Here is a 21,732-nt window from a genome sequence, read left to right as displayed (position 1 = left end):
TAATCCTTCCAAGGTGTTTAAAATAACGCCCAATTAAAATAGAACGTCAATAGGTTATTAATGAAATTCAGTGCTGTGATCCTTGCTGCGGGTAAAGGTACCCGTATGTATTCAAACATGCCTAAAGTGCTACACACTTTGGCAGGGAAGCCAATGGCAAAACATGTTATCGATACATGTACAGGTCTTGGCGCACAAAACATCCACTTAGTATATGGTCACGGTGGTGATCAAATGCAGCAAACTCTAGCAGAAGAGCCTGTAAACTGGGTACTGCAAGCGGAGCAACTAGGTACAGGTCATGCGGTTGATCAAGCGTCTCCGAAGTTTGAAGACGATGAAAAAGTACTGGTGCTTTACGGTGATGTTCCACTGATTTCAGCTGAAACGATTGAAAACCTATTAGATGCACAGCCAACAGGCGGTATTGCACTACTAACAGTGATTCTAGATAACCCGACAGGCTATGGTCGTATTATCCGTAAGAATGGTCCTGTTGTGGCGATCGTTGAGCAAAAAGATGCAACAGAAGAACAAAAACAAATTAAAGAGATCAATACTGGCGTGATGGTTGCGACTGGTGGGGATCTTAAGCGTTGGTTGTCTGGCTTAAACAACAACAACGCACAAGGCGAATACTACCTAACTGACGTTATTGCAGCTGCACACGATGAAGGTCGTGCCGTTGAGGCAGTACACCCAGTCAATGCCATTGAGGTGGAAGGGGTCAATGACCGCGCACAGCTTGCTCGTCTAGAGCGTGCTTTCCAGTCAATGCAAGCTCAGAAGCTGCTAGAGCAAGGTGTCATGCTACGCGATCCAGCACGCTTTGATTTGCGTGGTGAGTTACAGTGCGGTATGGACTGTGAAATCGACGTGAATGTTATCATCGAAGGTAAAGTTTCACTGGGTGATAACGTGGTTATCGGTGCGGGTTGTGTACTGAAAGATTGTGAAATCGACGACAACACCATCGTTCGCCCTTACAGTGTGATTGAAGGTGCAACGGTTGGTGAAGAATGTACGGTTGGTCCATTTACTCGCCTTCGTCCTGGTGCTGAAATGCGTAACGATTCCCATGTGGGTAACTTCGTTGAAGTGAAAAATGCGCGCATCGGAGAAGGTTCAAAAGCGAACCACCTAACTTACTTAGGTGATGCAGAGATCGGTCAACGTACTAACATCGGTGCAGGTACTATCACTTGTAACTACGATGGTGCGAACAAGTTTAAAACCATCATCGGTAATGATGTTTTTGTTGGTTCTGATAGCCAACTGGTGGCGCCTGTCACTATCGCTGATGGCGCAACCATCGGTGCTGGCACGACACTAACAAAAGATGTTGAAGAAGGTGAGTTAGTAATTACTCGCGTCAAAGAGCGCAAAATTACTGGCTGGCAGCGTCCTGTAAAACAGAAATAAGCATTACCTACACTCTGTCTCTATATTGTCAAAGCCGCTCAACAAGAGCGGCTTTGTTGTTTCTAGCTAAGGCTTCATCGCTAGTAGCTAGGAATGGCAATACGTTTTTCGAGCCAACGAACGGCTTGAGATACAAATAGGATGAGCAACAAGTACTCCAAAACGAGGAAGGTATAAATTTCTAGGGGTAAGTACTCATTCACCACCAGCTCATTAGCACGGCGAGTGAGATCGCTTAAACCAATCACGCTGACTAAAGAACTCATCTTGAGAATGTAGACAAATTGATTGCCCAGTGGAGGGAGGATTTGTCGAAATGCTTGGGGAAGAATTACCAGGCGCATCTTTTGCCAATAGCTTAAGCCCAAAGATTCAGCCGCTTCATGTTGGCCACGGCTGATAGCTTGTATCCCACCGCGAAACACTTCCGCCATAAACGCACTCTCAGCGATAGTCAGTGCAATAACACCCGCCCAAAAGTGATTGAGTGAGACATCCAATAGTGTAGGCATGCCGTAATACACCCAAAGTAGTAAGACTAAAACTGGCACTGAACGGATCACCTCGACATAAATACGGTTTATCCACTTCAGAGAGGCAGAGTCCGACAGAGCGGGTAACGCAACGATCAGGCCCAAGCTCATCGCAAATAACATACTGAGGAGTGATACCTGAATGGTGTCATTAAACCCAGCGATTAAAAACTTTAGATTGGTGAGCCCTTGATCCGTCGAAGGGTCAAGTACATACCAGCCCCATTGATAATCTGAACAACCAGTGAGTAATAGCAGTGAAAACAGCCATAGAGTTCGAAACGTCACATTTACTCCCTGAATTAACTAAAAAACTTCCTTTGTTACTGCTATGTTATCAGTAGAGCTCTAATAAAGGTTAATTATTAAACCGTATAAGGTCATTATTTTTAAGGGAATAAAAATGAGAAAGATTTTACTAGTGCTAGGAATGTGTTTGCTTGCTGCGACTCAAGTCGCTCACGCTGAAAGCCGTCTTCAATCTATTTTAGACAATGGCGTACTCCGAGTTGGAACGACGGGAGATTGGAATCCGATGACGATGAAAGACCCCGCGACAAACAGTTATCGTGGCTTCGATATCGATGTAACAACAGAACTTGCTAAAGATCTCGGTGTAAAAGTGGAGTATGTTCCCACGGATTGGAAGACGCTAGTTAATGGCATTACCGCCAACAAATACGATATTACTGGCAGCGCATCTCTGAACATGTCGCGCGCGAAAGTAGCTGGATACAGCCAGCCATATTTCTACCTTGCCTTTGTACCTGTGGTGCAAAAGAAAGATCTCGCCAAATTCTCTGATTGGGCGGATTTTAATAAACCAGAAGTAAAAGTCGCGGCGACGTTAGGTACGGTACAAGAAAAAATGGTGAAAGAGTTCTTCCCGTCTGCTCAGCATATTGTTATTGAAGCGCCAGCGCGCGACTTCCAAGAACTACTAGCTCGCAGGGCCGATGTATCGGTGACGTCCAATGTGGAAGCTGCGACGTTGGTGGACAAGTTTAAACAGTTGGCGATAGTGCCAGTGACCGCACCGCGTAAACCAACCCCAATTGCTATGTTGTTGCCGCAAGACGATCAAGTATGGATTAATTACATCAATCACTGGGTTGAGTTGAAAAAGACTCAAGGCTTTTTTAAGCAGACTGCCAAGAAGTGGGGGTTGAAAAGCTTATAAACAGAAAGAGCCGCATTGCGCGGCTCTTTTTATTATCTGAACAATTAAAGTTCGTCTTCACTCACGACTCGGGCGTTGTCAGGAGTCGTAAAGTGCTTGGATAATTCGCGATTCGACAGAATGTATCCCATCCACAGCCCACCCATACAGATGATGATTGCGATGCCAGTAACCATCTGAGCTTGGCTTGCCATTGCGGCTACCAATGCACTTGAGAAGCTACTTACACAGATTTGCAGGCTGTTTTGCAGACCTGCTGCTGTTGCAGGGCTCTGTTGTGCGCTGGCCAGTGCACGGTTTACCACGATTGGGTACAGCGCGCCGTTAGCAACGGCAATCAAACAGAATGGCGCAAGAATAGGCCAAATCGATGACAGCTCCCACTGTGAAGCAATGAAAATCATTAATGCCGCGACACTAAATAGGCCAATCAGTTGGCGCAGAACCTTTTCATCACCAAATTTTCGAACGCCTACTTTACCTAAGTAGCCACCAGCCATAAACGCGATAGTTTGTGGGATAAAGCTCAAACCAATATCTTTTGCTTCGTAGCCCAGTTGCGCCATGATTTCTGGCATCCCAGTTAGGTAAGCAAAGAATGCAGCCGAAGCCGTCGCAAACATAAACACGTTGCCAAGGTACTTTTTAGAACTCAGCAGCGCTTTGATGTCGGCAGACATACTGGTTTGTTTGATTTCTGCTTTCTCGTCTTTTTGGGCCATGGTCGCAAAGACCAAGAAGACACCAACTAGTGTTAGCGTAATAAAGATACTGTGCCAGCCGAAGTTATCTGCCAACACAACCCCTAATTGAGGTGCTAGTGCTGGTGATAGCGCGACGAGTGGCATGATTGTCGCAAAAATTTGTTGGCTACTGCTTGAGTAGCGCTTAATGACCATAGCCTGCCAGATCACGGCTGGTGCACACACACCGATAGCTTGGATAAAGCGCAGTGTGAGTAGTTGCCATACTTGATCACAGAAAGCCAAACCGAATGACGCGATAGTAAATAGCACCAACCCGGCTGCGAGTGTATTACGATGGCCAAATTTATCGGATGCCAATCCCCACATTAGTTGACCAATCGCCATACCAACGAGGAATACCGTTAAAGAGAGCGCAATTTGCTCAGGGCCTGTTGCAAAGTCGATTTCCATCGCTTTGAATGCTGGCAGATACATATCGGTAGCAACGAAGCCAAGCATCGATAATGCTGCCAGATAAATGAGCTGTAGTTTTGAGATTTTCATGATTCAACCAGTCAAATTATTTAATCATTTTTTAATCAACATCAGTTGGCGCCAACCCTGATTTATTTACCTTATTATTCTATTTTTCGATTTTGAGAAAATAAAACGCTAAAATTGTTGGTTATCAATCAAATTTTTTGAAAGGTTAAATCATGTTCTCTAAAGCGTCTTTGGAAATGCTGGATACGGTTGCCCGTTTAGGCAGTTTCACCGCTGCGGCTGAGGTATTGCATAAAGTCCCCTCAGCCATCAGCTATGGAGTAAGGCAGGTCGAGCAAGATTTAGATGTGGTGCTGTTTCGACGTTTACCAAGGAAAGTCGAGCTAACTCCAGCGGGTGAACTTTTTATGGCCGAGGCGCGCTCTTTGCTGCGTCAAATGGAAGAGGTGAAAGCACAAACGCGGCGAGCGGCTCAAGGATGGAAAAGCACGTTAAAGCTGACCTTAGATAACGTGGTGAAGTTAGAAAAACTCAAACCTTTGGTGGAAGATTTCTATCGCGAGTTTGAATTTGCTGAATTGCAGATCAATATGGAGGTCTTCAATGGTTCTTGGGAAGCCATAGCACAAGGTCGAGCCGACATTGTCGTTGGCGCGACATCTGCGGTTCCCGTTGGGGGAGATTTTGAAGTCAAAGATATGGGCGTATTAGATTGGGCATTTGTAATGTCACCCGCTCATCCTTGCGTTCGACAACAAGTGCTTACTGAAGCGTTTGTGAGTCAATTTCCGGCGATCTGTCTTGATGATACTTCGAACGTGCTGCCAAAACGCCATACTGGCCATTATCCGCAACAGCGCCGATTATTATTGCCCAATTGGTATAGTGCGATTGAATGTTTAAAAAATGGGGTGGGCGTGGGTTACATGCCACGTCATATTGCAACACCCTTAATCAATGATGGTGCACTGGTGGAGAAGGTCATGCCGGATGATAAACCGCTCAGTCACTGCTGCTTAGTATGGCGCAAAGATGATAATCATAAATTGATCCAGTGGATGGTGGACTATCTTGGGTCGCCTAATCAGCTACATAAAGATTGGTTACAGTCATAAAAAACACCTCGCTAATGCGAGGTGTTGTGTTGTCTTTGATATATTTGAAATGTGGCGTTTTATGACAAGAAAAACTTATACGATGGGTTGTCTGTCTCGTCTTTGCATTGATAGCCAAGTTCACGTAAATGTGCAGAAAACTGAGCTAAATCGCTTTCATCTAACTCGAAACCACATAAAACACGTCCGTAGTCAGCGCCGTGGTTACGGTAGTTGAACAAGCTGATATTCCAATGAGTACCGAGTGTGCTTAAGAACTTGAGTAGCGCTCCCGGATATTCTGGGAATTCAAAGCTGTAGAGGCGCTCTTTAAGCGGCTTAGACGGCTTACCACCAACCATGTAGCGCACGTGCAGCTTCGCCATTTCATCATCAGACAAATCAACCACTGGGTAGCCACCATCACGTAAGTCGTGAATGATATGTTCTAGCTCTTCCTGACCGCCTTGCAAACGCACACCGACAAAGATATTTGCCAATGCGTCATCGTTGTAGCGGTAGTTAAACTCCGTTACGGCGCGGCCGCCAATGAGGTTACAGAACTCAAAGAAGGCACCTTGACGCTCAGGAATGGTGACGGCAAGCAAACCTTCACGTTTCTCACCAAGCTCGCAACGCTCAGAAACATAACGTAAGCCATGGAAGTTAGTGTTGGCACCAGACAGCACAGTACCTAAATTCTTACCTTGCAGTTTGTTTTGCTCAGCAAACTTCTTCAAACCCGCCAGAGCAAGCGCGCCAGAAGGCTCTGCAATCGCACGGGTGTCTTCAAAGATGTCTTTTACTGCTGCGCAGATTTCATCGCTAGAGACTGCAATATGGCCATCAATGTACTTTTGGCATAGACGAAACGTCTCTTTACCAATGCGTTTTACTGCAACGCCATCGGCAAACATGCTGACCTGGTCTAATACTACTGGTTCACCTGCATCCAATGCCGCTTTGAGGCATGAAGAATCTTCTGGCTCGACCGCAATCACTTTGATTTCTGGCATTAGCTGCTTCACGAGTACCGCAACACCGGCAGCCAAACCGCCACCACCGACAGGGACGAAGATGTAATCAAGGTGACCATTTTGCTGCAGCATTTCCATGCCTATGGTGCCTTGACCTGCAATCACCAGTGGGTGATCGAAAGGAGGGACAAATGTGTACCCATGCAGATCAGAAAGGCGTTCCGCTTCCGCTTTTGCCTCATCAAAGTTGCTGCCGTGCAGCACTACATTGCCACCGAAGCCACGTACCGCATCGACTTTGATGTCTGGTGTGGTTTTGGGCATCACGATGGTGGTCTTGATGCCTAGCTTAGTACCAGAGAGCGCCATGCCTTGAGCGTGGTTACCTGCCGATGCTGCAATGACACCAGCGGCTTTTTGTGCTTCAGATAAACTCGCCACCATGTTGTATGCACCGCGCAATTTGAACGAGTGTACGGGTTGGCGATCTTCACGCTTGATCTGCACGTTATTCCCGATACGTGCAGATAAACGAGGCATTTCTTGCAGTGGCGTCACTGTTGCTACTTCATAAACAGGTGCGCGAAGGATTTGGCGCAGATAATCTGCACCAGTTTGGTTCACTTGTTTTTCGGGTTGAGCTTCCATCATTGCTAGCCCTCTAGCTTCGACTTGTCTCGTACTGCACCCTTGTCAGCACTGGTTGCCATACTCGCGTACGCTTTGAGTGCAAAGGAAACTTCACGTTGGCGGTCAACTGGTTTCCAGCCTAGTTCGTCTTGTTTTGCACGGCGCTCAGCAAGTTCTTGTTCAGACACTTGGAGTGAAATTGAACGGTTTGGAATATCAATTGCGATCATATCGCCTTCTTTTACCAGGCCAATTGCACCGCCGTTTGCTGCTTCAGGAGAGGCGTGACCGATTGACAGACCTGATGTGCCGCCAGAGAAACGGCCGTCAGTCAGAAGTGCACACTCTTTGCCAAGGCCCATCGATTTTAGATAAGTGGTTGGGTAAAGCATTTCTTGCATGCCCGGACCACCTTTAGGGCCTTCGTAACGGATAACAACCACGTCGCCTGCTTTTACTTTGCCACCCAAGATGCCTTCTACGGCGTCTTCTTGGCTTTCGAAAACTACGGCTGGGCCAGTGAATTTATGAATGCTCTCATCCACACCAGCAGTCTTAACGATACAACCATCTAATGCGATGTTGCCTGATAGAACGGCTAGGCCACCTTCTTGGCTAAAGGCATGATCGATAGTACGAATACAACCTTCCGCACGGTCGTCATCAAGGCGATCCCAGCGACAATCTTGTGAGAATGCTTGTGTAGTACGAATACCTGCAGGACCTGCGCGGTAGAACTTAAGTACTTCTTCGTCTTCAGTTTGGATGATGTCGTATTTTGCGAGCTGCTCTTTCATGGAAAGACCAAGTACGGTGCGCGCATCATTGTGTAGAAGACCTGCACGATCTAACTCACCAAGAATTGCCATGACGCCACCTGCGCGGTGTACGTCTTCCATGTGATATTTCTGGGTAGATGGTGCCACTTTACACAGGTGCGGTACTTGGCGAGACAGGCGATCGATATCTTCCATATCAAAATCAACTTCGCCTTCTTGCGCTGCTGCCAATAAGTGCAAAATCGTATTGGTTGAGCCACCCATTGCGATGTCCAGTGCCATCGCATTTTCAAAGGCATCAAAGGTTGCGATGTTGCGTGGCAATGCGGATTCGTCATCTTGCTCGTAGTAACGACGAGTCAGTTCAACAATGCGTCGACCCGCGTTAAGGAATAGCTGTTCACGGTCTGCGTGAGTCGCCAACATAGAACCGTTGCCCGGCTGAGAAAGACCGAGTGCTTCAGTTAAACAGTTCATCGAGTTTGCGGTAAACATGCCTGAACACGATCCACACGTTGGACATGCGCTGCGTTCGATCTGCTCGCTTTGCTCATCAGACACTTTTGGATCCGCGCCTTGGATCATCGCATCTACAAGGTCTAGTTTGATGATCTGATCAGAAAGCTTGGTTTTACCCGCTTCCATTGGACCACCAGAAACAAAGATAACCGGGATGTTGAGACGCATAGATGCCATCAACATTCCCGGAGTGATTTTGTCGCAGTTAGAGATACATACCATGGCATCGGCACAGTGCGCGTTGACCATGTACTCCACAGAGTCTGCGATCAGTTCGCGTGAAGGCAGTGAGTACAGCATGCCGCCGTGACCCATTGCGATACCATCATCAACCGCGATGGTGTTGAATTCTTTCGCAATACCGCCAGCTTTTTCGATTTCGCGTGCTACAAGCTGACCCATGTCTTTCAGGTGTACGTGACCCGGAACAAATTGAGTAAACGAGTTTACAACGGCGATGATTGGTTTACCGAAGTCTTCTTCTTTCACACCCGTTGCACGCCACAGTGCTCGTGCACCCGCCATGTTACGACCATGTGTGGTGGTAGCTGATCTATATTTTGGCATTTCCTAATCCTTCTTACTTCTGTTCTGGGTACACATAGTCTAACCAGCCCCACTTATCTTCCGTGGTGCCGTCAAATAGGCCAAAGTAGGCTGCTTGTAGTTCTTTAGTGATAGGGCCGCGCTTACCAGCGCCCACTTCAATCTTGTCGATGGTTGCCACTGGTACAATCTCAGCCGCAGTACCTGTCATGAAGACTTCATCGGCAAGGTAAAGGGCTTCACGAGCAATGTTCGCTTCACGTACTTCGTAGCCTTTATCGCGTGCAATTGTCATGATCGAGTCACGAGTGATGCCCGGTAGAATCGCGCTAGTTGCTGGTGGTGTGGTGATTACGCCATCTTTGATAACGAAGATGTTTTCACCAGCCCCTTCCGATAGGTAACCATCTACGCTTAGCGCAATACCTTCGTCGTAACCGTGACGACGCGCTTCACCACCAACCAGTAGTGAAGATAGGTAGTTACCGCCTGCTTTAGCCGCAGTTGGGATGGTGTTTGGCGCAGCGCGGTTCCAGCTTGAAATCATCGCATCGACACCTTTTTCTAGCGCTTCTTCGCCTAAGTAAGAGCCCCAAGGAAATGCTGCAATGATTAGATCCATCTCAGTGCCAACTGGTGGACATACGCCTAAGCCAACATTACCGACAAAACCCAATGGACGAATGTAAGCGCTGTCGAGTTTGTTTTGGCGCAGTGTTTCGCGGGTCGCTTCCATGATTTCCTCTACAGAGAAAGGGATCGGAAAGCGGTAAATCTTGGCGGAATCTTTTAAACGTTGTGCATGCTCACGGTGACGGAAGACTATTGGGCCTTTTGGTGTGTTGTAACAGCGCACGCCTTCAAACACGGATGTGCCATAGTGCATTGCGTGAGTCAGAACGTGAACGTTCGCCTCTGCCCATGGAACCATCTCACCATTAAACCAAATGAAATCTGCAGTTTTCGTTGCCATTTGTTGCCTTCCTTATGCACTTACGTGTTGTTGTAAGTTGTGATTTGGCAGTTCATCGTTGCGGATTTTTAGCACCTCAACCTTACGAACGTCCCACAACTTCTCTATTTGATTGATCAAAAACGAGATTGGTCGATCGCTGTCGACGATGATCTCGACGCTGGCTACTTTGCTTTCGTGGTTTTGCGTAGCAGCGACTTGTTTGATCACGAAGCCTCGGTGACGAATCACACGTAGAACGCGCTCCAACAGTACCGGTTTGTCATCGGCTTTGATGTCGAGTAAATATCTGTCCATGCGATTGTCTCCTATGTATTTTCCAACATATCACTGTTTGATGCGCCAGGTGGCACCAATGGCCACACGTTTTCTTCTTCATCAATCAAAACGTGAAGTATGTAAGAAGTTTCACTCGCTAGCATCTCTTTGAGAGCAGGTTCGACTTCTTCTTTCTTGGTGATGGTTTTGCCCGGGATATCGAACGCTTTTGCTAACATCACGAAATCTGGGTTGTCATCAAGAATGGTTTCACTGTGGCGACCGTCAAAGAATAATGACTGCCATTGGCGAACCATGCCAAGACGTTGGTTATTAAGAAGGACAATCTTCACTGGAATCTGCCGACGCTTCAGCGTGCCCAATTCCTGAACGTTCATCATAAATGAACCGTCACCTGTAATAAGGATAGACTGATCATCAGGACGTGCGACTGCAGCACCCATCGCTGCTGGCAAGCCAAAGCCCATGGTGCCAAGGCCAGCAGAAGTGATGAAATTTTGTGGTTCGCGTGGCTGGATATGTTGCGCTGCCCACATCTGATGCTGACCGACGTCGGTCGAGACAATTGAGCTATCTGGCATCATGTCAGACAGTTGTTTAAGCAATAGCGGTGCGTAGATTAACTCGCCCGGGTGGTCGTAACGCCACTTAAAGCCGCTGCGCAGACTTTCACTGTGATGAACCCACGGTGAAATATCTTGAGTCAGCTCTAGCTGAGGAAGAATGGTGTTGATGTCGCCACGTAATGGTGCGTTGGCGTGGCGCAGTTTATGAATCTCCGCAGCATCAATGTCGATATGAATCACTTTCGCATTTGGTGCAAACGTGTCGAGCTTACCCGTCACACGGTCATCAAAACGCGCGCCAACCACAATCAATAGATCGGCTTCTTGAACCACTAGGTTGGCGGCTTTGGTGCCGTGCATACCCAACATACCAAGATAGTGAGGATCATGGCGTTCAATGGTACCGAGACCTTTTAATGTGCTAACTGCAGGCATTGGGTTTAAGCGAAGAAATTCGCGTACTGCATCGGTTGCTTTCGCAAGTTGCACGCCACCACCAACATACAACACTGGGCGAGTAGATGCTGCCAGCACATCTTGCGCACGTTTGATATCTTCAGCGCTGACATCTTCGATTGCTGGTGCTATGTATGGAGGAAGAAGGTCTGTGGGTGCTTGAGCGAGTTGAACGTCTTTGGCGATATCGACAATGACAGGACCCGGACGACCGGTTTTTGCGACCTCAAAGGCTTCGGCAAGTGTCGGAGCTAGATCTTCAATTTCGGTCACGAGATAGCTGTGCTTAGTACAGGCTAGGGACATTCCGATCACATCCATTTCTTGGAATGCATCGGTACCGATATGAGAGCTAGCTACCTGGCCTGTGATGGCAACTAGAGGTACGGAGTCAAGGAAAGCGTCGGCAAGGCCGGTAACAAGGTTAGTGGCTCCTGGGCCGGAAGTTGCCATGCACACAGCAACGTCTTGAGTGGAACGAGCCATCCCGATAGCAGCCATAGCGGCCCCTTGCTCGTGACGGCATAGGATGTGTTCCACCCCACCGTCATACAAAGCATCATAGATTGGCATGATGGCCCCGCCGGGGTAGCCAAAAACGGTTTCGATGCCTTGCTGTCTTAAAGCGGCTACGACAAGTTGTGCACCAGTCATCGTAAACCTCCTTTGCTACGTTGTGGCTCGTAGCGATTGCCATATTTATTGCACTTCATGTGCACTCCCATTCTTCCCGTTAAACTGTCCGAGGGTTAGACAGATGACAACTTGTAGTTGTAAAAAAACCCCCGGACTTTTCAGTGCGGGGGTTTTTTGTAATTTGTGGTTACCTTTCGCCCACAATACCCCGCGCGGTGCCAATAATGACCACGATAATCAGGGCTAGCAGTGCGTTGATATGAGCGAAAAGGTTCATCTGTCTGTCGTTCTTTTTTCGTTAAAAAATGTTGTGTAATGTTCTACGAAATTGTTTGCGTCATTAGTGGTATCACACAATTCCGCTGCATGACAAGCAAAAAGTCATTCTTTTTTCACATTAACTCTCAATTGGGACGCGGTATATAACATAACCAACTAGATAAAACATTTGTTTACAGAGTGTTCAAAAAAATTGAGGAACGTATGGGGCTGGCAATCATTCATAGTCGAGCAAGCGTCGGGGTGCAAGCGCCATCGGTTAGTGTAGAAGTTCATATCAGCAACGGCATGCCAGGGTTTACCTTAGTAGGCTTGCCAGAGACAACGGTAAAAGAGTCCAAAGATCGCGTACGCAGTGCGATCATTAATTCTAACTTTCAATTTCCTGCTAAGCGGATCACCGTGAACTTGGCTCCGGCAGATCTACCCAAGGAGGGAGGGCGTTTTGATCTTCCTATTGCATTGGGAATTTTGGCCGCTTCGGAGCAAATCGCGACAGATAAGCTCAAAAACTACGAATTTGTTGGTGAGTTAGCACTATCTGGTGGTCTAAGACCTGTAAAAGGTGTGCTGCCTGCTGCGCTGGAAGCCAGTAAGATTCAACGTCATTTGGTCGTCCCACATGTGAATGGCGATCAGGCGGCGCTAGTGGGGAAGGAACAACATAAATCGGCCCAATCATTACTGGAAGTATGTGCCGAGCTTTGTGGTCAACATCGACTGAATCTTTTTCAAACGCCTAAGCGAAAAACGATCGAAAAACATGGTCGAGACTTACAAGATATTATTGGCCAACAACAAGGTAAGCGAGCACTGGAGATTGCTGCCGCTGGAAACCACAACTTACTTTTCCTTGGCCCGCCAGGTACTGGAAAAACGATGTTGGCTTCGCGTTTGTGTGACTTATTACCGGAAATGAGTGACGAAGAAGCAATGGAAACCGCTTCGGTGGCATCGTTGACTCAGAGTGAAATTAATGAGCATAACTGGAAGTCGCGTCCGTTTCGTTCTCCGCATCATTCAAGTTCAATGGCGGCATTAGTCGGCGGTGGTTCGGTACCCAGACCAGGGGAGATCTCTTTAGCCCACAACGGGTTATTGTTTCTCGATGAAATGCCCGAATTTGATCGTAAAGTTCTGGACTCGTTACGCGAACCGCTCGAATCTGGCGAGATCATTATCTCTCGAGCGCAAGGTAAAACACGCTTTCCGGCTCGTTTCCAATTAGTTGGAGCATTGAACCCAAGCCCGACAGGATATTACGAAGGCAATCAAGCGCGCACCAATCCACAAGCTATTTTGCGCTACCTTGGTCGATTATCTGGACCACTGTTAGATCGCTTTGATATGTCTTTAGAAATCCCAGCTTTGCCCAAAGGGACATTAGCAGAAGGTGGTGATCGCGGTGAGCCGACTGCTATCGTAAAAGCGCGTGTGAGCCATGCGCGTAACAATATGCTAAACCGCAGTGGTAAGGTCAATGCACTGCTAGGTAGTCGAGAAATTGAGGCGTTTTGTCCCTTGCACAAGAGTGATGCTGAGTTTCTTGAAACCGCTTTGCACCGTTTAGGGCTCTCGATTCGTGCATATCATCGTATTATCAAAGTGGCGCGAACAATCGCCGATCTGGATGGGGCGGAGCAAATTAAACGAACGCACTTGGCCGAGGCGCTTGGGTATCGAGCGATGGACCGTTTACTGAAACAGCTTACGGCGCAAGCGGTATAGAGACATGCAAAATGTCATCGCAACAAGAGTTGTGAGCGCCTTGTTGCGATGAAGGACGTTAGAAGGTGTAGTTGAGACCAAGCGACAATAGGTACTCTTTCTCCTCATAAAACGTGATATTCGAGTCAGTTTGGCTATAGCCGGCTAAAGAAATGAACGACCAGTCTTGCCAGTCAAATACGTTTTGATATTCGTAGGCCGCAAATAGGCTGATGGTGTCGTCATTTCGTGTTTTAGCAAAAGTTTGGCTAGCGGCTTGATAGTCTTTCCATGCGTAACCCGCGGTGAGAGCCAATCGATGGCGATTGATAAATTTAAACCAGCTGATGTCAAACCCGTACGAATCAAATGACTCCGCCTTACCGTCGGCATCTTGATTGATGTAGGTGAAAGCGGGTTGCAACATAGACGTTTGGTTGAGTGGAATGCGATAGTCGCCTTTGACATAGTAAAGTTTAGCATCGCGAGCAAGTGAGCGGTCTGTCACTTCCTCCTGCTCGATGTCTTTATCAGCATAAGCAAGATCAAGGTTGAAGTTCTTATCAATTAACCCTTTGATCTGAAAGCGATACGCATTGCCGTCAACATCCGTCTCTTTACGTGCGGTTCCTACTTGATAAGGGTTGCGCCAAGTTTCGCCTTTGAGTACCGTCGGCAGATAGGAAACATCGATCACGGTGCCAGATTGTAGCTCGTGTTGATAGCCCAACTGAAAAGCGAGTGTACCTACCGCGACATCTGAGCGTGTGGTACCGGCGTAAACTTGGTGGTTGAGTCGGCTACCAAAGGTGTATGTCACACTCCCTAGCGGTGCAGCGATAACGGAACTGTCACTATCGGCACGCTTATCGAGAGAATCGATGGTGTTACTATTTTCTGTATTGAAATTGGATTCTGATGATATGAATCCGGCATTCAGCGAAATTTCACCGCCAAAACCTGCGGTTTCAGCGAGTTGAGCCTGAGCAGAACTGACGACAAAGGCCAAAGGCAAGAGAAGTAGCCTTGGTTTCATTCGTTATCTCCTTGTTGTCGAATGAGTGGTGCACATATTGGTTGCGGTAACAAATCTGACCATTTCCACGCATGTTCCAATGTGGCAAAGGCGCAGTATAATTACACGCTGTTTTATTCTTCACACATTATCACTGTTGTTTGACTATCATGTTGGCATATTTGTTATTTTTTTTTAACGCTTCTTTTGTGATTCTCAATTCTGCGGTTTGTTCACTCGCAATTTGTGTTATCGCTGTATTTAAAATATTGCTTCCTGGCGTAAAGCTAAAAGCACTAGCGACCGTTTGTGCCAATAAGGTGATGTGGTTATGGGCTACCGTTAATGCGTGCATTCTGGCGGTATCTAACCGTGTTGAGTGGGATGTTCAGGGCGGTGAAGCGCTTAAAAAAGACGGGTGGTATCTGCTGATCAGTAATCATCTCAGTTGGACAGATATTGTTGTGCTTTGCTGCGTGTTTAAAGACCGTATTCCCATGCCGAAGTTTTTCCTCAAGCAACAACTGCTGTATGTGCCTTTCATCGGGATGGCGTGTTGGGCGCTCGATATGCCATTTATGCGTCGCTATTCGCGAGAGTATCTGATCCGCAATCCTCATAAGCGAGGTCAAGATTTAGAGACGACACGTCGCTCGTGCGCTAAATTCAAACACACTCCAACCACAGTGGTTAACTATGTCGAAGGAACCCGATTTACCGAAGAAAAGCAGCGTAAGAGTAAAGCAAACTATCAATATTTGCTGCAACCAAAATCGGGCGGGATTGCGTACACGTTAGCGGCGATGGGGGAACAGTTCGAGAGCATTATCGACGTTACGTTGGCGTACCCAGAAAATACGCATAAACCATTCAAGGATTTATTGATGGGCCGCATGAGCAAGGTGGTTGTGCGTGTAAATGTGTTACCCGTTGATGAACGAGTGCTCGGTGATTACTTCAACGATAAGCCCTATAAGCGGCAATTTCAGCAATGGCTGAGTGATGTGTGGCAAGAAAAAGATCGGTTACTACAAGAGATTTACAAGTAAACAAAAGGGGAGCGACGTGCTCCCCTTTTGATTGATATCGATGTGCTTATTTTAGTGTCAGCAAGTAGTTCACCAGAGAGAAGTACTCATCCATCGTTTTGATGCTTTGTGCTTGAACTAGGTATTTGTTGTTAACGATAACCGCAGGAACGCCGGTTAGACCGCTGTTTTCAAATTGCTTGTCCATACGGCGAACCATTGAATCAACCGCGAAGCCTTTGAATGCAGAATCGAATTTTTTCGCATCTACACCTTCATCAAGGAAGATTTGACGAAGTTCTTCATCATTACGTGGTGCTTTCTTTAGATTGTGGATGCGGTTAAACATCACTGGCACCATTTTGTCTTCCACTTTTAGTGCAACCATCGTTGCGTAGGCTTTGCTCATTGATGGGCCCATGTTGCCACCCATGAAAGAAACGTGGTTTTTTAATAGCTTAGTACCTTCTGGCAACTGCTTTTTCAGTTGCTGGATAACCGGTTCAAAGCTATTACAGTGCGGGCAGTAGAAAGAGAAAAACTCCGTCACAAGAGGTTTTTTTGATGCCTCAAGATCCAATACTTTGTAATGTTCACCTTCTTTGAATTGCGCTGCATGTGCCGACAGGCTTAACATCAGCATAGAAAACAGTGCGAACAGTTTTTTCATCGAAATATCTCCATTTTTGAATTTTTGGCCTGACTTACCATTGAGGCATTAAAGACAGCGGTGCTTCTTCTAAAGCGGCGATCTGCTCTTTAAATGCAAGGACCTGACCTTCCCAGTATTTTGGCTCATTAAACCATGGAAAAGCGAGAGGAAATGCAGGGTCATGCCAACGTTTTGCTAGCCATGCCATATAGTGCACCATTCGTAGACCGCGAAGTGGCTCGATTAGTTTCAATTCTGCAGGATTAAAGTCGCAAAACTCTTGGTAAGCCTCTAAAACAATATCCAACTGCATCAGTTTGTCTTGGCGTTCACCGTTCAATAGCATCCATAAGTCTTGTACTGCAGGGCCGTTACGAGCGTCATCCAAATCAACAAACATAGGGCCATCTCGCCACAAAATATTGCCTGGGTGGCAATCGCCATGCAAACGAATGATATTGAAGCCTTCTTGCCAGTGGCTTTCAATTGATTTGATCAGCATATCCAAGTCATTGAAGAAGCTGTTCTCCAAGTGCATTGGAATCATATTGGCGTTTTGCAGAATCTCTCTTGGTTGATACAGGTATTCTTGTAAGCCAATAGTAGGACGATGTTGGAAGGCTTGGCGGCTGCCGACTTTATGGATTCGGCCAAGGAAACGCCCTACACCTTCGAGCTGATCTAAATTGTCAACCTCGTATTGGCGACCACCCACGCTATCAAACAGCGCAAAAGCATAGCCTTGATAGTGATGCAGGGTTTCACCGTTGATGCGCACAGGTGGTGCGACGGGGATCTCATTGCCAATCAGCTCTAAAGTAAAGTCGTGTTCCTCTTGGATCTGTTCATTGCTCCAACGTTCAGGACGGTAAAACTTGACGACATAACGACGACGCTCTTCGTCAGTGAATTGATAAACACGGTTTTCGTAGCTATTGAGGGGAAGAAAGCCTGATTCTGCGCGAACGCCGATGCTTTCTAACGCGTACCACATAAAGTCTGGGGTAAGGGCGTCAAAGTTAAACATACTTTGGGACATATAAACAAAAAGGCTCATTACTGAGCCTTTTTCCGTTAGTCACTGAAGTAGCGCTATAGTTTTTTAATAAAACGGCTTTCTACTTCAATAGTGAATTCGTTGCTCTTATCGGTGAGTATAAACTGAATTGTCGTAATCGCAGAGTTTAGCTTGTCAGGATCGGCACCAAGACTCATTGGCAGGTTTAATACCTCACCTGGCTGGACCTGAATTGTCTGCTTACCATACCAGCTTACATCGGATAGCCCTTCAACATCCAACGAGTACTCTTGCACTTGCTGAGTTTTGTTGATCACTTTGAGGGTGTAGGTGTTTTCTACTTCTCCCGAGCTATTAACGCGGAACAATTGGTTACGGTCGCGAATAACACTCATGCCGGCTGGGTCTACCGCTGCAATTTGGGCAAAGAAAAGACCGACCATGACGAGTAGTACGGCACCATAGCCTAGCAGCTTCGGACGCATGACTTTGGTACTCTTACCCGATAAGCGATGCTCGGTGGTGTAACTAATTAGGCCTTTCTCGTAGCCCATGCGATCCATGGTGTTGTCACACGCATCAATACAGGCGCCACAGTTGATACATTCATACTGCAAGCCGTCACGAATATCGATACCTGTTGGGCACACCTGCACACACAAATCACAATCAATACAATCACCCAAACCAAGTTGCTTTGGATCGGCTTTACGCGGACGTGGGCCACGTTTTTCCCCACGTTTTGCATCGTAGCCAACGATGAAGGTGTCTTTATCAAACATGGCAGACTGGAAGCGCGCGTAAGGACACATGTGAATACACATGATGGAACGCATCCAACCAGCATTACCATAAGTACAAATGGCAAAGAACATTACCCAAAAGACGGGCCAGAAGTTGGCGTTAAAGGTGAAAAAGTCGATAACCAATTGCTTCATTGGCACGAAGTAGCCAACAAAAGTAAAACCAGTGGCGAGTGCAATGGCAAACCAAGCTATATGTTTGACGGTTTTACGCATCGCTAAATTCGCTGTCAGCTTATTGGAGTCTTGTTTACGGCGTTTATTGGCACTACCTTCGAGCTTCTCTTCAAACCAGATATACATGAAGGTCCAGACGGTTTGTGGGCAGAGATAGCCACACCAAACCCGACCTAAGAAGGTGGTAATAAAGAACAACCCAAACGCCGCGATCACAAACAGCAAGGCGAGTAGGGTAAGATCTTGTGGGTACAGTGTGGTACCGAAAAAGTTGAACTGCTGGTTGCCAATATCAAGCAAGATCGCTTGACGTTCACCGTAAGGAATCCACGGTATCAAAGCGAAGAGAAGTAGTAAGAACCAACCACCGTAACGACGTAGTTTCTGGTAAGTTCCTTTACTTTCGCGTACATAGATGCGATTACTTGGGTTAAACCGATCCCCATTTCCTTTGTGGGTTTTGGGATTATAGGTTTTAGGAGTCACATCTTTGATATCGATCTTGTCCTGACTCATGCACTCATCCTTCTTAGGCTTTTATAATGTACGGCGTCATTTCTATTGATGTCGCTCGATGACATTGCTGCTCGTTCTGTCATAAAGATGACCGAACATAATTATTTTAGTAAATACTGATGAACGGCGATTATACAATCAATAACAATTCCGTTTCTTTAACGCAGTCAATGTTTAACAACAAAAATCAGTACAGTTAACCTGATAATTGGCTGAACAGTTATAACCAATTGTGGGACTAAAAACTTTGGTTATAAAAAAGCGACTCACAGAGAGAGTCGCTTAAAGAATACTGGCTGTTGAGCTGGTTATTTGATGATGCCACGAGCGCGTAGGATCGCCGTTTTAAAATCGTCCTCTTGGTCTTTTTTGAGTCCAGGGATCATTTCATCTTTGCTGCTATTACGCATTTTAAGGTGGTAGATCAGTACATCGTCGGTCAGATCTTCTAGCTTTCCTTCATAGCCTGCTTCTTTTGCCAGCTTAACGATGAACTGCAATAGGTTCAGCTCTTGCTCTTTATGCCATTCAGGCTCTAGTAGCTCAAGCAGCTCTTCAATGCGATGACACTTCATTTCTTTCTCCACAGAATTTATAGGTGTAATTAGAAGTAAAGGTACCAAATTGCTTTGCGAAGACCAAATAGGAAAAACTATCTCTTTCACTGTAGTTTGTTCTAAGTCTTTGAAGCTTTATGAGTCGCGTGCAAAGAAAAAAGCGCAGCTGGCGCCGCGCTTTTGATTAAGCTGCTTTGATAACTTTGGCCGGAACACTCGACATCATTGCTGTCTTCTCAACCAATGTCATTGCTGGCGCAACTTGCTTTGCCTTTGGTGCAGTAGTAAAGCCACTGCGGCGGCGCATTGCACTAGTATTAGTGTGTGCGAACCTGACTGTTGTTGGGCGCATTAATTTACCTAACTGTCAGGCATATCCATTGCCGATGTAATGGCCTGAATCATTATGAGCTAGGCTCCAACAAGATTGAAGAATCACTCTTCTGGCTCTCGCCAATCCAGTTAATGAGTCAGGAATACCGATATGCATGCATATCAAGTGTAAGATTAGCATCCTTGTAATAATTGGTCGATAGTTGAGCAATTGAATTGTTTAGATTTTGTCATTTTGTCGCGATGTTTGAGGCAATTTTTGTTTGATCCCACGATCAGCAGTAGTAGTATGAGATCTCGATGAAGGAGGTGCCTATGTCATTTTTGAAGAAGACACTTGCCAGTTTTGGGATTGGGAGCGCGAAGGTAGACTCAATCTTAAACCAAGACGTGCTATACCCAGGTCAAAGTGTGGATGTGTCGATCCATGTATATGGTGGTGCGACTGAACAAGCGATCGACAACATTGATTTAAAACTCTGTTGCCGCTACATCGCAGAAGCCCCTGATGACCGTGGTGCGCGAGAAGGACACAGCATGCGCCGAGTACCTCAAACTCATGTGCTTGCTAAGTGGAGTCTCCCTTACGCATTTACCATCCATTCCGGCGAAGAGCGTACCTTCGATGTTAAGCTCGATGTGCCTTGGAACACGCCTGTCACCATTGGTGATGCCAAAGTATGGTTAGAAACCGGCTTAGACGTTGCCGCTGCTTTGGATCCGACTGATAAAGACATCCTCACCGTTCGACCTGATCCACTGATGGATGCGGTACTATCTGCATTTGAAGCGCAAGGTTTACGAATTCGCCAGGTGGAATGCGAGGAAGTGAAAGGATTCGATCTACCATTTGTGCAAGAGTTTGAACTGGTGCCAACCGACGGACCTTACCACGGCGTGTGGCGCGAATTAGAATTTGTTGCCCACCGCAGTGAGCAAGAGCTCAAGTTGTGGTTTGAAGTTGACCGCACACGCAAGGGGCAAGGTGGCATGCTCGCGAGCTTACTGAGTAGTGGCAAACTCAAGCGAGAGCTGACCATTCCTGCCACGACTAAGCCAGATCAAGTTGGCGAACTGGTACTCAATTATCTCGATCAAACTACTGCCGTTCATGAGTCTTAATTTAAGCTTACACGTGTAAGCCTAATGTGCCATACTAGAGCAAATTTCAAACTCTAGTATAGGCGCATTGATGTCCGAGCTGCAGAAACCTCAATACAGTCAACGTGAAGAACTGGCCAATACCATCACCCACGGTATAGGGATGATTTTTGGTATTGTTGGCTTGATACTGCTGTTAGTTAAAGCCATAGACCATCAAGCTGACACTTTAACGCTTACCAGTATGGCGATTTATGGTGCGAGTATTATCGTGCTATTTTTGGCCTCGACGCTCTATCATGCGATCCCTTATCCCAAAGCGAAACGTTGGCTAAAAACCTTCGACCACTGTGCTATTTATCTTTTGATAGCAGGCAGCTATACCCCTTTCTTGTTAGTCAGCTTAAGAACACCTCTAGCATTTGGGTTGATGATCGTTATTTGGAGCATTGCGTTGATCGGCATCATCATGAAAGTTGCGTTCGTCTATCGATTTAAAAAGCTTTCTTTGATGACGTATTTGGTGATGGGATGGTTATCGTTGATTGTGATTTATCAATTAGCTATTAACTTGGATGTCGGCGGACTTACACTGCTTGCTGCTGGTGGAATTGTGTATTCACTAGGGGTAATTTTCTACGTCGCGAAGCGCATTCCCTTTAACCATGCGATTTGGCACGGCTTTGTTTTGGCTGGCTGCGTGTGCCATTTCTTTGCGATTTATTACTTTGTTGAGCCTATCTAGCCGATAGGCTCAACAAAGAAT

The 21,732-nt window shown here is 46.6% G+C and carries 20 protein-coding genes; 7 read left to right on the top strand and 13 right to left on the bottom strand.

The genetic code is table 11. The features are described from left to right. The first annotated feature begins 60 nt into the window (after window positions 1–60). The gene (gene glmU / locus R7O03_RS18380) at window positions 61–1,422 is read left to right on the top strand and encodes a bifunctional UDP-N-acetylglucosamine diphosphorylase/glucosamine-1-phosphate N-acetyltransferase GlmU (protein WP_017635597.1); all 1,362 of its coding nucleotides are present in this window, start codon (window positions 61–63) and stop codon (window positions 1,420–1,422) included. 80 nt (window positions 1,423–1,502) lie between these two features. Here the strand turns inward: glmU and R7O03_RS18375 are convergent, their stop codons facing one another. Further along, entirely contained in the window at window positions 1,503–2,243 is a 741-nt protein-coding gene (locus R7O03_RS18375) for an amino acid ABC transporter permease (RefSeq protein ID WP_005383852.1), read from the bottom strand. A 115-nt stretch (window positions 2,244–2,358) separates the two neighbouring features. On the opposite strand from R7O03_RS18375, the gene R7O03_RS18370 reads away from it, so the two are divergent. Then, window positions 2,359–3,135 (top strand): transporter substrate-binding domain-containing protein, encoded by a 777-nt coding sequence (locus R7O03_RS18370; protein WP_005378944.1) that lies wholly within the window; start codon window positions 2,359–2,361, stop codon window positions 3,133–3,135. 44 nt (window positions 3,136–3,179) lie between these two features. On the opposite strand, the gene punC is transcribed toward R7O03_RS18370, so the two are convergent. Continuing rightward, complete coding sequence (punC, locus tag R7O03_RS18365; protein ID WP_005378946.1) at window positions 3,180–4,385, bottom strand: purine nucleoside transporter PunC; 1,206 nt, start codon at window positions 4,383–4,385, stop codon at window positions 3,180–3,182. Window positions 4,386–4,537: 152 nt separating this feature from the next. Here punC and punR point away from each other — a divergent pair, with 152 nt between their 5' ends. Then, the gene (gene punR / locus R7O03_RS18360; RefSeq protein ID WP_064368871.1) at window positions 4,538–5,440 is read left to right on the top strand and encodes a DNA-binding transcriptional activator PunR; all 903 of its coding nucleotides are present in this window, start codon (window positions 4,538–4,540) and stop codon (window positions 5,438–5,440) included. A 59-nt stretch (window positions 5,441–5,499) separates the two neighbouring features. On the opposite strand, the gene ilvA is transcribed toward punR, so the two are convergent. The 5 genes from ilvA to ilvG are packed head-to-tail and all read right to left on the bottom strand — an operon-like array spanning window position 5,500 to window position 11,798. Next, complete coding sequence (gene ilvA / locus R7O03_RS18355; RefSeq protein ID WP_318131927.1) at window positions 5,500–7,047, bottom strand: threonine ammonia-lyase, biosynthetic; 1,548 nt, start codon at window positions 7,045–7,047, stop codon at window positions 5,500–5,502. A 2-nt stretch (window positions 7,048–7,049) separates the two neighbouring features. After that, on the bottom strand, window positions 7,050–8,891 hold the full coding sequence (gene ilvD / locus R7O03_RS18350) for a dihydroxy-acid dehydratase (protein WP_005383859.1): 1,842 nt from the start codon (window positions 8,889–8,891) through the stop codon (window positions 7,050–7,052). Window positions 8,892–8,904: 13 nt separating this feature from the next. Further along, the gene (gene ilvE / locus R7O03_RS18345) at window positions 8,905–9,843 is read right to left on the bottom strand and encodes a branched-chain-amino-acid transaminase (protein ID WP_206949712.1); all 939 of its coding nucleotides are present in this window, start codon (window positions 9,841–9,843) and stop codon (window positions 8,905–8,907) included. 12 nt (window positions 9,844–9,855) lie between these two features. Further along, entirely contained in the window at window positions 9,856–10,140 is a 285-nt protein-coding gene (gene ilvM / locus R7O03_RS18340; RefSeq protein ID WP_005378958.1) for an acetolactate synthase 2 small subunit, read from the bottom strand. An 11-nt stretch (window positions 10,141–10,151) separates the two neighbouring features. Next, window positions 10,152–11,798: an acetolactate synthase 2 catalytic subunit gene (gene ilvG / locus R7O03_RS18335; RefSeq protein WP_318131926.1), complete on the bottom strand. Its 1,647-nt coding sequence runs from the start codon at window positions 11,796–11,798 to the stop codon at window positions 10,152–10,154. A gap of 465 nt (window positions 11,799–12,263) precedes the next feature. Here ilvG and R7O03_RS18330 point away from each other — a divergent pair, with 465 nt between their 5' ends. After that, the gene (locus R7O03_RS18330; protein ID WP_206949713.1) at window positions 12,264–13,787 is read left to right on the top strand and encodes a YifB family Mg chelatase-like AAA ATPase; all 1,524 of its coding nucleotides are present in this window, start codon (window positions 12,264–12,266) and stop codon (window positions 13,785–13,787) included. Window positions 13,788–13,845: 58 nt separating this feature from the next. Here R7O03_RS18330 and R7O03_RS18325 read toward each other — a convergent pair whose 3' ends face one another. After that, window positions 13,846–14,802, bottom strand: coding sequence for a DUF2860 domain-containing protein (locus R7O03_RS18325; RefSeq protein ID WP_318131925.1), 957 nt, complete (start codon window positions 14,800–14,802; stop codon window positions 13,846–13,848). A gap of 149 nt (window positions 14,803–14,951) precedes the next feature. Here R7O03_RS18325 and R7O03_RS18320 point away from each other — a divergent pair, with 149 nt between their 5' ends. Then, window positions 14,952–15,830, top strand: a complete 879-nt coding sequence (locus R7O03_RS18320) for an acyltransferase (RefSeq protein WP_086047109.1) — start codon at window positions 14,952–14,954, stop codon at window positions 15,828–15,830. Window positions 15,831–15,876: 46 nt separating this feature from the next. Here R7O03_RS18320 and R7O03_RS18315 read toward each other — a convergent pair whose 3' ends face one another. From R7O03_RS18315 to R7O03_RS18295, 5 genes are all read right to left on the bottom strand, one after another. Beyond that, a complete protein-coding gene (locus R7O03_RS18315) occupies window positions 15,877–16,479 on the bottom strand; it encodes a thiol:disulfide interchange protein DsbA/DsbL (RefSeq protein ID WP_005379036.1) in 603 nt (200 codons plus the stop codon). Window positions 16,480–16,513: 34 nt separating this feature from the next. Next, complete coding sequence (locus R7O03_RS18310) at window positions 16,514–17,500, bottom strand: serine/threonine protein kinase (protein ID WP_031777274.1); 987 nt, start codon at window positions 17,498–17,500, stop codon at window positions 16,514–16,516. A gap of 53 nt (window positions 17,501–17,553) precedes the next feature. Further along, a complete protein-coding gene (gene ccoG, locus R7O03_RS18305; RefSeq protein ID WP_033906581.1) occupies window positions 17,554–18,975 on the bottom strand; it encodes a cytochrome c oxidase accessory protein CcoG in 1,422 nt (473 codons plus the stop codon). Window positions 18,976–19,283: 308 nt separating this feature from the next. Beyond that, window positions 19,284–19,550: a YihD family protein gene (locus R7O03_RS18300; RefSeq protein WP_033906580.1), complete on the bottom strand. Its 267-nt coding sequence runs from the start codon at window positions 19,548–19,550 to the stop codon at window positions 19,284–19,286. Window positions 19,551–19,716: 166 nt separating this feature from the next. Further along, entirely contained in the window at window positions 19,717–19,884 is a 168-nt protein-coding gene (locus R7O03_RS18295; RefSeq protein ID WP_005379043.1) for a hypothetical protein, read from the bottom strand. A gap of 296 nt (window positions 19,885–20,180) precedes the next feature. Between R7O03_RS18295 and R7O03_RS18290 the strand changes: the two genes are divergently transcribed. Next, window positions 20,181–20,987: a sporulation protein gene (locus R7O03_RS18290; RefSeq protein WP_017821573.1), complete on the top strand. Its 807-nt coding sequence runs from the start codon at window positions 20,181–20,183 to the stop codon at window positions 20,985–20,987. A 70-nt stretch (window positions 20,988–21,057) separates the two neighbouring features. Further along, entirely contained in the window at window positions 21,058–21,711 is a 654-nt protein-coding gene (trhA, locus tag R7O03_RS18285) for a PAQR family membrane homeostasis protein TrhA (protein WP_005386658.1), read from the top strand. The last annotated feature ends 21 nt before the right edge of the window (window positions 21,712–21,732 follow it).

The organism is Vibrio sp. Vb2960 (assembly GCF_033337665.1).
Taxonomy (GTDB): domain Bacteria; phylum Pseudomonadota; class Gammaproteobacteria; order Enterobacterales; family Vibrionaceae; genus Vibrio; species Vibrio alginolyticus.
This window is presented reverse-complemented; position numbering and strand designations above follow the sequence as displayed.